Source organism: Pediococcus siamensis, from assembly GCF_047220215.1.
GTDB lineage: Bacteria > Bacillota > Bacilli > Lactobacillales > Lactobacillaceae > Pediococcus > Pediococcus siamensis.
Genome location: NZ_CP178375.1, coordinates 2,214,573 through 2,228,043, shown reverse-complemented (window position 1 = coordinate 2,228,043; position 13,471 = coordinate 2,214,573). Strand labels below are relative to the sequence as shown.

Below are 13,471 nucleotides of genomic sequence, written 5' to 3'. Positions count from 1 at the left end.
TTTTGACGCAACATGTTTGGTTACTATCCCCCTTATTTACTGGGATTTTCGTAACTTTAGGGATTATTTTATTTTTCCAGCTCTTGGTTCGTTCCCTAACCGCTCACTCCCAAAAACAGGATAAACCGATTAATTACCTCGTTGGCCGCATCTGGGTATTAAGCGTGGTCTATTTTTCCGCGCTTGGCGTCTATTTTGAATACGTCGCTGCCCGCGAAAATCAGGATGTCGCCTTTGTGAATTTTCGCCTCCTCCTGTTATCCTATGTCATTATTTTCTTAGGACGCCGCACCAGTATCATCGTGATTGCTTGTAGCTTGATTGCCCGCCTTGTATTTTGGGGAGCCACTTTAGGAACACTTCACTTTCTCATCGATGCTGTCGTAATGTATGTTCTTTTTAACTTCAATTTGTTTCTCATTCGCAAACATCAGCAATCACAACTCGTTTTAGTGGGCGTCTTAAATTTTTTAGTGGGCGTTTTTTGGTTCATCTTTCATTTTGTTCGGATTCACTATTTTGGCGATGTGCCGGCACAACAGGCTCTCTTTTACTGGGTAAGTTTTGTTATTATGAATCATTTTCTGTATTACGGATTAACGCGCTTAAATGACGAAAATGATTATCTAACCACTTTAACTCATCAAGCTACCGTAGATCCCCTTACACAGTTAAAAAATTACGCCGTCTTTGAAAAAGATTTTGATCGGGTTTTCCACGAATCACAAGAATCAGGTCAGCCACTCGCAATGGTCACGTTAGATATCGATTATTTCAAACGTGTGAATGATGAACATGGTCATCTGGCTGGCAATCAAATTCTAGTTGAAATCAGCCAAATGTTGGCGGGTGCCATTCGCACTATTCCTCACGCGCATTGCTATCGGGTTGGTGGCGAAGAATTTAATATCTTGTTACCCAATAAATCCCTTGAAGCAGCCAGTGATTTTAGCTATCGCTTGCAACGCAAAGTCCGCGAACGCACCTTTGCTCTAAAAAATGGCACCAAAATTAAAATCACCCTTTCAATGGGTGTGACGGCATTGAAAGACACTGACACCACCCCTAATCTCTTATACGAACGGGCCGATCAAATGCTCTATCATTCAAAAGGTGAGGGGCGTGATCGCGTTACAGTTTCTGAAAGTCCAACTTCCACAACAACAGCCCCACCTAGCTTTAAGGTGCCAGATTCTGAATAATTATGCAATCCACACAAAAATTTTCAACACTTTTTTCTGAAATACGCTTGTTTTTTTTGGTAAAGATGCTAAACTTAAGGGTGTTAAGAATACAGTTGAATAGAACATGCTTAATCAATGTTACGACATTGAATACGACCCATACTTGAGAGAGACAAGTACGGGCCTTTTTATTTTCAGGACTGGAGGCGATACCAATGTTGAGATTCTGGGGACAACCGCAATTTTATCGTAAATCACTCGACCCCGTGGGCTACGAGCTCTTTTTGCGTGAAGGTTTTACAGATAACTGGAATATACCCACTGATTTTGGAAAATTTACAGTGGACCAAATTTCAGGACTCCTTATTCGCACGGTGCCCATGTTACCGAAGAGTATTCATAATATTTCTCTTAATCTAGATATTGATCAGTTTGTAGATCCTGAATACCAGCGTGTGCTTCTCAAAGTAAAACGCCAAATCGGTCACGTCCGTTTAGCCATCGAGCTGACCGAACATGCTAGCGACACAGCGATTCCTAACATTCAGCTTCTGGCTTCCGCACGGACATTTGCCCACGGACACTTGCATGTCATTTTGGATGGTGTCGGGTCAGGAGAGAACCAATTAGATCGCGTGGAACTTTTAAATCCTTTTGTTCATGAATATAAATTTGCGGTCCAAAATTTTCGGCCGCATTCTAATCTGAAAGAAATTCTACCTAGTTTAACCTTCTGGCATACATTAGCCCATAAAAACCACAAATTGTTTACAATTGAAGGAATTGAATCAAAGGAAGATTTACTGATTCTTTCTGACTATCAGGCCGATATGCTTCAGGGTTATGACTTAGGTAGACCCATTTATCTACCCACTCTTGATGATCCCATGAATGATCAGCTTGAATTCAATTATTCGTTTTAAACACTAGAACCTAACCCCCATTTTGGGCTGTGTTTTTCACAGCTCTTTTTTTGGTTTCACTTTTTTCATTTCTGACATCCTTTTCTATTGTTGTTCTCATTTTTTTTGCTATAATGAAAGCGTTAGGAAACATAACCGTGTTAACTTTTTCGCGCTCTTAGGTTACTTTGTGTACGTTTTTTTACGATTTATTATGATGAGAGATGATTTGATTTGACGTTACATTCTTGGTACATTTCACCATTATTTACAGGAATTTTTGTGATTCTTGGAATCATTGTGCTTTTCCAAATTTTGGTGCGGTTAATTATTTCTAAATCTGGTGATGTGACCCGTCCCATTAATTATCTTTCTGGTCGTCTGGCTTTTTTTAGCGTTGTTTTCTTCGCAGCTCTAGGAATCTACTTTGAAGTAGTGGTCTTTGATCAAGGGCACGACCTGGCCTTTGTTAATTTTCGTCTTCTGCTTCTCTTTTACGTTACCATCTATCTAAGCAGAAAAAGCAGTTTCACCATTTTAGGCGCAACGTGGCTAACGCGCATCATCTTGTGGGGGCTCACAACCGGAACCCTTTATTTTCTGTTTATGACGCTTTGTATCTACCTGCTCACATTGGGGATGATTACGATTATCCGCCGTTATAATTTGCCACAAATCTACCTTATCAGCACACTTGATATCATTTTGGGAATTCTTTGGGCTACTTTTTATTACTTACAACTCCCTTATTTCGGTACGGTTTCCATCAAAATTGCCCTCTTTAACTGGGTGAGCTTCGTCATTATGAATGCAATCTTGGAATTCGGCCTCACACACCTTAATCAGGAAAACAATTATCTCACCATGTTAAGTCATCAAGCTACCACGGATCCGTTAACTAAGATGAATAATTATCTTTCTTTCAAGGAGGATTTCGACAAACTATATACCTCCTTTCACAAGAATAATCAGTCACTAGCAATGATCGCCTTGGATATTGATTATTTCAAACGAATTAATGACACTTACGGCCATCTAGCTGGCAATCAAGTTCTAGAACAAATTGCCAAAATTCTGATGGATGAAAGTGCGAAATCTGAAGGGGCCCAGGCTTATCGTGTTGGTGGTGAAGAATTTAATATTTTATTACCTAATCTCAATCTTCAGGAAACCAACAAATTCAGCCATCACTTGCAAGACCGAATTCGCTATTCCCTATTTCCAGTTAATGACCTTCGCTTGCATCTCACCGTCTCTATGGGAGTCGCGATTCTGCACGAACATGACGTCACTTCCAATTTGTTGTATGAACGTGCTGACCAGATGTTGTACCACTCTAAAGGCCAGGGACGTAATCGAATTACACTCGAAAATGAATTAAATTAACGCAAACCACGACTTAATGACCTGATGAATGAATTAAGTAGTAATTTGCGTTGTTTTTTTAAAAAAATATACAAAATTCGATTGTATTTTCGTTGAAATGTGCTAAACTTATGGCGGTATAAATCGTTTATCGGGCAGCGATTCATGTTTCATTGAGCTGATTTTTAGATTTAAATCAACTGGAGGATAGTAAATGATACGCTTCTGGGGACAACCGAAACTCTCAAGAAAAAACCTACAATTAATGGGTTTAGAGCTTTTTTTGCGCCAAAAAACCCCGAACGGTTGGCAATTACCTGAGGACTTTGGCCGGTTTACGCCGCAAGAGATTTCTGACCTACTCATACAAACCGCGTTAAACTTGGATTCTAAAATCCTTAGTCTTTCACTAAATTTAGATCCGGAGCAGTTTATTGATCCGCAATTCTGGGTGGCACTCAAGAACTGTCAACAGCATTTGGGAGAAATCAAATTGGAGGTAGAGCTGACCGAGCACCCCGCTAAGCATCCCATTGATTCGCAACAAATCATCCAAGCGGCGCAAAAATATTACGAAGCTGGTATCCCTTTAATCATTGATGATGTGGGTTCTGAAGACAACCGGCTAACACGGGTACTGTCGCTCAATCCTTTTGTGCAAGAATATAAATTTGCTATTCAAAACTTCCGGCAAACCATGACGATGGCCGTCATTTTACAACAATTAAGCTTTTGGTGTGACCAGGCTGTCGCACAGCACAAATTCATTACCGTGGAGGGCATCGAATCTCAGCAAGATCTCAGTGCTCTGCAAGATTATCCGATCGATATGGTTCAAGGGTACGGATTAGGCAAACCAACCTATTTAGCGACAATTCAAGATACTAATTTACATTCTTTAAAAAAATAAACCATTTAAAAAACAGCAGCCGCAAGTGTTATAGCACACTTTGCAGCTGCTGTTTTGCTTTCGAAGATTTTTAAAAATCATTTTTTCACGATCTTTTGGCGTTTGGGGCTTACCCAAGTGCCAGAGCCACGCCCAAAAATTGTCTTCAACGCTGGAACAAATGTCATCACAACCGTAATTGGATTAACCATCCAGTAAACCAGCATGTAAAGCGGCGCAAATAGCAGGTACTTTAGCTTAGCGCCGTGATGATCCAAAATGAGGGCTGCTAACAATTGCATAAAGCCGGCCAACATTTCAAAACTCACAAAAATAAAGGACATTTCGATGCTATGCATAAAGCGTTCCCAATTTCCGGTCACCGCAAAGTAACCCAATACAAACAGAAAAATAATCGCTGTAATTAGAAAGAAAAATGACCAGATAATTGAAAGACTTGAATCCACAAACATCGAAAGCTAATAGCGTCGTTTAATCGGGTGAAAAACGAATTTTTTAATGTTTGTGAGCCAAACCTCCGTGCCCCCTTGCGCCCATCGTTTTCGCTGGCGGTACAGATCACGGATGGTTTCCGGTACATTCATATGAAAGACAATGTTCGGTGCAAAGCGGGGAACCGCCCCAATCATCTGATGATCCCACGCAATACTGATATCCTCCGTGGCCCGATCCTGACGGAAGCCGCCCACATCAATCAAAAATTTTTTTCGATATAAGGTATTAGCACCACTATAGGCATACATCGAATCATTAATCGCCGCCTGGCTGCGTTTGATCACCCCAACGATACTGGAAAACTCAACCGTTTGCGATTTTCCCAGTAGTTTAGTCCGATTTTGGACGTCCATATTAGCAGTAACCGCTGACGTGTTTAAGTCGCGATCGTGAATAAAATAATTCATATACTTCATCAAGGCATCCGGTTCGGGAATCGTATCGGCATCATTGCTTAAAATATATTCCCCTTTTGCAAAATACATGCCAATATTAAAGGCATGCGCTTTTCCCTTGTTTTTCACAATATGAATCATCCGCAAACGCGGATATTTTTCTTCCAACGCCATCACTATCTCCGCGGTTTTATCCGTGGAACCATCATTCATAACCAACACTTCAAAATTTGTATAATTCAACTGCTCAAAAAGATAATTAATGGTATCGGCAATCATGATTTCTTCATTATGGGCAGGAATCATAATGGTAACTAATGGTTGATCGGCAACTGCAAGCTCATGCCAATCCCGATCCGTTTTTTCATTCCGCAACCAGCGATAGCTCAGTGCCCCGCAGAACCAAAAAAATGAGCCGACAATCGGATAAAGGCAAAGAATGAGGAGCAACACGTTGAGGATCGTTGCACTGTTCGTGCTTTCAAAAACATGGTTAATCATCGGCGTTCACCCCTAAAGATCATCAATATCATGCGCATCAAAAAGCTGCCTGATTTCATGTGTTTCCAAATTCTGTTCCGGTTCCACTCGGTAATTACGCACATTCTGCCGAAATTCTGCTTTGCCAAATCGTTTATCCATAAATAAATCAAGTTCACTTGTTCGCTTTTTTTGATTAATAGGGTTATACGTTGGCCATTGCTCAACGAGTCGATCGCGCTTTCGATTCTGAATAATTGCCATCGAAACGCTAAAAACGAGCACCATTACAAAGGCAAACAGTAAGACAACGCCGATAAAGCGAATTTTATAAATACCTTCTCGATACGTCCATAACGGTTTAAACCAGTGATAACGAACACCTAAATAGGAAAGTGCTGTGACAAAAAGTGGAATCAAAACTCCTGCCCAGCCCAGTAAAGCAACAATTGTTTGCCAGAGTTTGAGACCCCAATGGCCCTTTTCAAAGTAAGCATCCGTGTATGGCTGTTTTTGCGTCTTCTTTTCTGTGGTATCTTCTTTCAAATTTGTCACTCCTCACGATGATGGGGATCAATTGGGTGGCCGAATAAATAGCCTTGCTGAATCCCAATTTGCAGTTGTTTAGCCAGCGCTTCGTCTTCTTCATTCTCGATGCCAGTCAGCACAAGCTTAATATGGCGAGTTTGTGACAGTCGATTCCAAAATTGCAAATTAAGATCCAGCCAAATGCTGGGATCAGTTTTCCGAAAATCGCGCATTGAACATTTTAGTGTGTCCGTCACAGGTAGCAACCATTCAATATTTTTTAGATTAGCCAGCTTTGAACCAACATTATCAATCGCAAATTGCATGCCATATTCGCGCCCCGCTTGCACGCTTTTGCGAAATTTTCGTTTTTTGAGATGCGCCGTTGTGTGATCTGCCGTATATTCAACATTGAGTTTCATCGGCTCAATATTACTGATTGCCCAGCGGACAAAGTAATCAAATTCTGGACTGACAATTTGTCCGTACTCCAGATTAATGGAAAGTGTTATGGCCTCTTGAGGCAAGGCCTTGAACGTATCTTGCAGTAAAAAAAATCACTTTTTGGAGCGGTAATGTCTCAAGATTCTGCGGTAACCGCCAATGGCCATCCGCATCACGCTCGCGCAACAAACATTCATATCCGGTTAACTTCCCCTGATAATCCACTTGTCGTTGGATAAAATAACGCAATTCCAGTTCTTGCTTTCCCAAATAATTATTAGTTTTTTGACGAGAGCGGTAATAATAACTCATAACAGTAATCAAAAACACCGCAATGGTGATGATGCTAATCCACAATAATAAACTTTCTAGTTGTCCAAGCGTTTCCATAAACTTTTCTCATTTTTCTAAGATTTTAGTTGCTTTAGAACTAATTTTAAAAAAAGATTAACCCCATTACATTTTAAAACAAAACGATTGCTTTTCTAGATTTTTTTAGAAATAAGCCGTATAAAACAGGTATCCCGCTAAACCAAACGCGGCAAAAGAGATTACGACTCGCAGCGGCTTAATCGGGACATGGCGGATCATCACCGGACCCAAATAGCCACCGATAAACATCCCTACCCCCAGTGGAATCACCATCCACCAATAAACTTTAGTGGTGAACGCATAAATAACTAGTGAAAGCAGGTTGGTCAATAAAGCTGCAAAGTTTTTAATAGCATTAATTTCAGCAAAGCCCGCATCGATAGTCACAATTAGGATAGACAGCAAAATCATCCCAGCTGAGGCTCCGAAATAACCAATATACACCCCCACCAGTAAAATGGCCAGGTTTTTGAAAAATGCGGTTCGCGTAGGATGGCCGTTGGCTTTCTTTTGGGGAGCTGTATGTCTAAATTGTGACCATAGCATTAAGATTCCTGCGCCAAAAACTAAAAAAGGAACGACGCGTTCAAACGTCTTAGCGGGCGCCAAAGTGAGAAGAATACTCCCAATCACACCACCGATTAACGCGTAAATTGTGACCCGCCACAATATTTTTTTCACATGGCGCAATTCTTTAAGCGACGCCATACTAGAGCCAAGTCCTGTAAAGATTAACGCTGCTGTATTGGTAACGTTGGCACTTACTGGCGGCAAGCCTAGAGCCAATAAGACAGGGTAAGAAACAAGTGACGCTAGCCCTGCCACTGAGGATAGAAATCCGGCGGCAGCACCAGCAAGCAACAATATCATTATTGTAAGTCCCAGTGACAAACGCAATCCTTCCTTTCTATTGGGTCTAATTTAAGCGTGAATACCACGTTGTTTTTCCAGATGTTGGGCCCATAAATTAAGTGCTAAAGAAATTAGCATCAAGAGTAAAGCTAACAGCATAATATTATGGAGCCCATTATGCAAGATGTTGCGCATTTCCGGAATCAAGTGCGCTGGTAACGAGCTGATGTTCGTGGCATCGCTTAGTTTATTCATCATTTTCATCGTAATTTGACCGTCTGATCGTTGAACGCCAGTTTGCAGTGCTCGGTTCATAACCAATCCAAAAATAGAGGCTGTAAAAGTTTGACTCAACATCCGGATAAGAAAACTAAATGACGTAGCGACCGGAATATCCTTTTCTTCGGCATCTTGTTGTACCTTCACCTGAAGTTCATTGAAGCAGGCCCCGTTACCGAAGCCTTCAAAGGCACCCGCCAGTAAAAGGACCCAGTAAGGTGTCTTGACACCGCCAACTACCAACAAAACAAATGAAATAATTAACATTAAAATACCTAACGCAATCACGCGTTGTGGCGTGAAGTAGCGTCGTAGCGGGGCAACTGAACCTGATCCCATAAAGTTTGTAAAGGAACTTGGAATTTGTGTTGCACCCCCAATTAGAGCAGTGGTTCCGAGCAAGCCTTGCGCCCACATAGGACTATAGATTAAAAAGCCTACAAATGCTCCCCAGATTAGGGTGAACAACGTGAAATCGATAACCAAAGAGCGATTTTTAAATAACCGTTTGGGGATAATCGGATCCGCTACGCCGTTTTCAAAGTGACTCATTGCCAGTAGGCAGATGACCGCAAATACTAGGGTCGCACTGACGATGATCCCGCTGGCACTGCCAATCATCTCAATTCCTGCTAACAAACTCGTCAAACCCAAGGTCATTAAAATGGAACCTAAATAATCTACTGGCTGCCGTTTTTGTGATTTTTGTTCTAGTTGATAATAAATTTGGACTAAAAGTGCAGATAACAGTCCAATCGGTACGTTTAAGTAAAAGACCCAGTGCCAAGTGAAGGCATCCACTATAAACCCACCTACCAGCGGCCCTATGATGGTTGCTGTACTATAACTTGCAGAAACAAAGCCTAATACTTGCATCCGTTTGCGCGGATTTGCATACATGCGGGCATAGATAATGTAAGGAAGTGAAACCACGCCACCATTACCGATACCAGCAATTGTTCGCGCGATAATCAGAAACACAATATTGGGGGCCAATCCTTGTAATAGCGAGCCCACCACAAAAAATAACGCAGCTAATTGATAACTGCTTTTATTGCCAATATGTTCCCCGAGCTTACTCCATAGCGGTGTACTGACGGCAGTTCCCAGCAAGAAAACCGCCACGATCCAGCCCATCATTTCAATCCCATGGAGATCTGAGATAATCGCTGGCAGAGCAGTATTAATAATCGTACTGTCTAAGCCGCTCATTGCGTTAGAAAGTAAAAGCGCACAGGTCACAATCAAAATATTTCGTTTTGACAAAAAATCGTCTTCTTCCTCCAAAGGGTTAACTAGTTACTATGTTACAACTTCTCATCACCTCGCAGACCATTATTCGCCTTACTTTTCTGAAAAAGCGGCGATTAATTTTCGGTAATTCAATCTTTTTTTTTGTTTTAGCGCCGTAAAACGCTTATAATGACAAAAAAGGAGGTTTTTTCATGACAGTTTACGATTATACGGTTACCTTAGAAAATGGCGAAACTTATTCACTTGAAAAATATCGCGGACATCCTCTGGTGATTGTGAACACCGCAACTAAATGCGGATTTGCACCCCAGTTTAAACAACTTGAGGAACTCTATCAGAAGTATGCCGACCAGGGGTTAGTTGTTCTGGGCTTTCCCTCTAACCAGTTCAAACAAGAGGTCTCTAGCAGCCAAGAAGCTGCTGCCGCTTGTCGAACCACTTACGGTGTGAGCTTTCCGATGCACACCATTGCGGATGTCAACGGCAAAGACGCCCTGCCCCTCTTTACCTATCTGACTAAGGAAGCCCCTGGCACTTTAGGTTCTGCCATCAAATGGAACTTCACCAAGTTCTTGGTGGATCGTGACGGTCACGTGGTCAAACGCTATGCGCCGAAAACGAACCCCTTAAAAATGACGGACGAAATTGAACAATTACTGACTGCAAAGGCTGAATAACAAAGCTTTTCCGCAGCAAGGTAGCAAAAAGCCTGGGTATCCTCCCTCACAAAGGATATTCAGGCTTTTGGATTAGAAACTAAAAATTATTCCGACTTATTCTTGCAAGAACGTCCCCAATTTCAGGGCCGTGTTCCGATTACGAATGGTGACTTCCTTATACAAAGGCGTCCTTGCCAATTTAGCATAAACTGATTTACTGTAATCTTTTTTGAAAGTTGAGGTCCAAAAAATCACACGCTGACCTAGCTTAATGTGATCATAAAGCGTAACTTTAGTTGTTAGTGTTTGGAAAGCCTCTAAATCAAAATTGGGGAGTAAAAACAGCGCATTATGCCGCAGGAGTGGATCCTCACCCCACCAATTGGGCTGATGGTCAAAATCTTGTTGGTATTCCGCTGCGCTCAAAACAAGTGTCGGAATTTCAAAGTCGTATGCCTGATGGAGTAACTGATCAAGTCTTTGTTTAACTTCAATTGAACTTAAACCGCTCGCTAGAAACAGATTGCCACTGTTGATATAGGTTTTTACCTGATCAAATCCGGCATTTTTTAGTTTTTCAGCTAGTTCTTTCATCACTACTCGACTATGACCACCGACGTTGACACCACGCAGCAGGACTAAGTATTTCATTGCAAACCTCTTTTTGATCCGTTTATTTTGATTATATCGTATTTGTGAATTCAAAAATTAGAAAATAGAAAAAATGAGCGCGCCACTTTCAGTTACCGAGTTTTCTTACAAGCCAAATTAAGCAACTCGGTGCCCCTTTTTATAAACGGCTTTATCGACCTGCTGTACGGCTTCAATTTGTTCTAAGGGATTTTCTTTAAGTACTAAAAAGTCGGCAAATTTTCCAGTCGCTAGACTACCGTAATCCTGGTCAATTTTTAATAATTCCGCTGCATATTTAGTGGCACCCAACAAAGTTTGGTAAGGAGTTGCGTTGATTTTATGTACCATCAGTGCCATCTCTTCCCAAGTCCCAGTTTTAAAACTATTAAATGGTGTGCCGGCATCGGTACCAACTACAAATTTAACACCTTGCCTTAGGGCCATCGCAACGTTCTCGTAAAATGCCGCCGTAACTTGTTCGTTTTTTGCAAACATATAGGCCGGAACCTTATCTTTCCCATATTTAGAAATGCATGCAGGCGCATTTAGGGTTGGAACCAAATAAATATTATGTTCACGCATAAATGCCGCCTGTTTTTCATCTATATAAATTCCGTGTTCAATAGAATCTACGCCTGCATCTAAAGCATTTTGAATACCTTGATGCCCTTGAGCATGCGCGGCAACTGTCATGTGTTTTGTGTGTGCCTCCTCGACGGCCACACGTATTTCTGCCACGCTAAGTTCTGTGTCATCAACTTGATCTGTCGAGGACATCACACCACCTGTAGCCATAACCTTGATGTTTTTGGCACCCTGTTTGAAAGCCTCTCGCACGGATTTACGCATTTCATCTGGTGAGCTAACTATGTAAGAAAAATTAACTTCGCCGTCATCACCCTCTCTAGAATCACCATGGCCACCAATCATGGAGAATGGCCGGCCGCTAGGGACAATTCCGGGACCCACAAATTGACCTGCTTCCTCCAAGGCTTTTAACTTCAAATCTGTATTAAAGGCGCAACCACAATCACGCACATAGGTAACTCCAGAAGCCAGTAGATCTTGGAGATTACGTATTGCATTAAAAGCAACCTCTGTTTCTGACAAAAAATCCAGTTTATTTGAGGTGGGATTCATCATCATATGCGTATGTGCATTGATTAACCCGGGCATGACATATTGGTCATGTAAGTCAACTGTTTTATTTGGCAAACGTCCATCTTCAACCAGTCGACCGGTTTCTTCATCAACCATAAAGCTTGCCTTCTGTTGAAGGTCCTCATGTTCACCGTCAAATAAGTTAAAATTTTTATAATTTGTTATTGTCATTATTTTCTCTCCTCCAAGTATTTTTCTCGATTGTAATTCTCATTTAAATCTCAGTCAAATTTAATTTTAAGTATAAATACATCAAATCCTATCTCTCAATTCTGTTAACCCAGCTGGTTCGGGAATATCCGCTCGGAAATAATGAACATGCAAGTAAATCACAAAAACTGATGACTGAAATTCTCAAAAAAATTTCAACAGATTATAAAACGATTGCTCTCCGCCAATTGGCAAAACAATACAATTATAGCGAGAACTATCTTAGTAATCTTTTTAAAAGCGAAGTTGGTAAAACATTCAGCGAGGTTCTTACTCAAGAACGATTAATTCAAGCACACAATCTAATCACGTCAACCATCATGCCGGTCACCATTATCATGGAACAAGTTGGCATCTCAAATAAAACTTTCTTTTACGAAAAATATAAGCATTTCTATCACTCTACACCGGGAAATGACAGAAAATCTAACGAGGATTATTAAAATAAAAAGAAAAAATGCGCCTCTGCAGGTGTTCAGAAAAATACCATGCAGAGGCGCATTATTTTATTTTTAACTTGCTTGGCGAACGCGATTTTTCAAAACAAAATGGCGTAATAATTGATTGAATTCCGTGGGCAATTCAGCCATAATAACGTGCCCACAACCATCTAATTTAATCCCAGAAACCAGATTGTTTTTCTGGACACTCTCATCCATAAAATCGGGATTGTAATACGGACTTTGTTTGGCCGCAATTTGTAAGACCGGAATTTGTGTAGCTAGCAATGTTTTACGCCAGTCTTTTTGAAAATGATCTAAAAGTAAAGCTAAGTTGGCTGCTCTCTGAAACGGGTAAGTGTTTTTAACCTCAAGTAATTCAGAAAACACACGGGGATCTAAGCCATTCAGCGTTTCATGCACTTGTGACGGTGCTTTAGCCAATCTCTGATAGTTTTGAGCAGTGGCATTTAAAAAGCCATAATGCCAGTTGTGTGTGTTCAACATTTTCGGCGTTTGATCCACTGCGATTACACCCGCGGCGTTTGTAGACTGTTCAATATACCCATAACAAATACTGGCTCCCATTGAGTGGCCGATTAAAATGGGCATATGGAGTTTTAAGTGGGTGATCAATTCGCGCAAGTCTAAAATTAGCCGCGCCATTGTACTTGCCTGTCTAGTTTGCTGTGAACGCCCCTGATTACGGTGATCATACGTGATAACCTGATAGCCCATTTTTAACAGATAATCAACCTGCAACGCCCAAATTTCTTGATACCCACCGAATCCTGATACCAACACGATGGGATAGCCCACTCCCTGCCTAGTATAAGCAATATTGACGTTATCGCTTGTCCGAAACTGCATAGTGCCATCTCCAATCTAAAAAAGCGCCGTCTTCATAA

General features: G+C 41.2%; 12 protein-coding genes and 2 pseudogenes. 6 read left to right on the top strand and 8 right to left on the bottom strand.

What is annotated here, in order from left to right:
- Positions 1-2: 2 nt before the first annotated feature.
- The 4 genes from ACLJJ6_RS10695 to ACLJJ6_RS10680 all read left to right on the top strand — a co-directional run bounded on the left by ACLJJ6_RS10695 (position 3) and on the right by ACLJJ6_RS10680 (position 4,361).
- Positions 3-1,202: a GGDEF domain-containing protein gene (locus ACLJJ6_RS10695; protein ID WP_412989417.1), complete on the top strand. Its 1,200-nt coding sequence runs from the start codon at positions 3-5 to the stop codon at positions 1,200-1,202.
- Between the two features lie 197 nt (positions 1,203-1,399).
- Positions 1,400-2,107, top strand: a complete 708-nt coding sequence (locus tag ACLJJ6_RS10690) for an EAL domain-containing protein (protein ID WP_412989416.1) — start codon at positions 1,400-1,402, stop codon at positions 2,105-2,107.
- 213 nt (positions 2,108-2,320) lie between these two features.
- Entirely contained in the window at positions 2,321-3,472 is a 1,152-nt protein-coding gene (locus ACLJJ6_RS10685; RefSeq protein WP_412989415.1) for a GGDEF domain-containing protein, read from the top strand.
- Between the two features lie 193 nt (positions 3,473-3,665).
- Positions 3,666-4,361 (top strand): EAL domain-containing protein, encoded by a 696-nt coding sequence (locus tag ACLJJ6_RS10680; RefSeq protein WP_412989414.1) that lies wholly within the window; start codon positions 3,666-3,668, stop codon positions 4,359-4,361.
- A 77-nt stretch (positions 4,362-4,438) separates the two neighbouring features.
- On the opposite strand, the pseudogene ACLJJ6_RS10675 reads toward ACLJJ6_RS10680, so the two are convergent.
- From ACLJJ6_RS10675 to ACLJJ6_RS10655, 5 genes and pseudogenes are all read right to left on the bottom strand, one after another.
- Positions 4,439-5,752 (bottom strand): annotated as a pseudogene (locus ACLJJ6_RS10675) (glycosyltransferase).
- Between the two features lie 12 nt (positions 5,753-5,764).
- Positions 5,765-6,277 carry a hypothetical protein gene (locus ACLJJ6_RS10670; RefSeq protein ID WP_412989413.1) on the bottom strand — a complete coding sequence of 171 codons (513 nt, stop codon included), beginning with the start codon at positions 6,275-6,277 and terminating at the stop codon, positions 5,765-5,767.
- 5 nt (positions 6,278-6,282) lie between these two features.
- Positions 6,283-7,093: pseudogene (locus ACLJJ6_RS10665) on the bottom strand (EAL domain-containing protein).
- 105 nt (positions 7,094-7,198) lie between these two features.
- Entirely contained in the window at positions 7,199-7,945 is a 747-nt protein-coding gene (locus ACLJJ6_RS10660) for a sulfite exporter TauE/SafE family protein (RefSeq protein ID WP_412989412.1), read from the bottom strand.
- 51 nt (positions 7,946-7,996) lie between these two features.
- On the bottom strand, positions 7,997-9,472 hold the full coding sequence (locus ACLJJ6_RS10655; RefSeq protein WP_412989411.1) for an MFS transporter: 1,476 nt from the start codon (positions 9,470-9,472) through the stop codon (positions 7,997-7,999).
- 179 nt (positions 9,473-9,651) lie between these two features.
- Here ACLJJ6_RS10655 and ACLJJ6_RS10650 point away from each other — a divergent pair, with 179 nt between their 5' ends.
- Positions 9,652-10,137, top strand: a complete 486-nt coding sequence (locus tag ACLJJ6_RS10650; protein WP_412989410.1) for a glutathione peroxidase — start codon at positions 9,652-9,654, stop codon at positions 10,135-10,137.
- Positions 10,138-10,233: 96 nt separating this feature from the next.
- Here ACLJJ6_RS10650 and ACLJJ6_RS10645 read toward each other — a convergent pair whose 3' ends face one another.
- Both ACLJJ6_RS10645 and ACLJJ6_RS10640 read right to left on the bottom strand, forming a co-directional pair.
- Positions 10,234-10,770, bottom strand: coding sequence for a DUF1697 domain-containing protein (locus ACLJJ6_RS10645; protein ID WP_412989409.1), 537 nt, complete (start codon positions 10,768-10,770; stop codon positions 10,234-10,236).
- 117 nt (positions 10,771-10,887) lie between these two features.
- A complete protein-coding gene (locus tag ACLJJ6_RS10640) occupies positions 10,888-12,084 on the bottom strand; it encodes a metal-dependent hydrolase family protein (protein ID WP_412989408.1) in 1,197 nt (398 codons plus the stop codon).
- 170 nt (positions 12,085-12,254) lie between these two features.
- Here ACLJJ6_RS10640 and ACLJJ6_RS10635 point away from each other — a divergent pair, with 170 nt between their 5' ends.
- Positions 12,255-12,566 (top strand): helix-turn-helix domain-containing protein, encoded by a 312-nt coding sequence (locus ACLJJ6_RS10635; RefSeq protein WP_412989407.1) that lies wholly within the window; start codon positions 12,255-12,257, stop codon positions 12,564-12,566.
- A 69-nt stretch (positions 12,567-12,635) separates the two neighbouring features.
- Here ACLJJ6_RS10635 and ACLJJ6_RS10630 read toward each other — a convergent pair whose 3' ends face one another.
- Complete coding sequence (locus ACLJJ6_RS10630) at positions 12,636-13,433, bottom strand: alpha/beta fold hydrolase (protein WP_412989406.1); 798 nt, start codon at positions 13,431-13,433, stop codon at positions 12,636-12,638.
- Positions 13,434-13,471 lie beyond the last annotated feature (38 nt).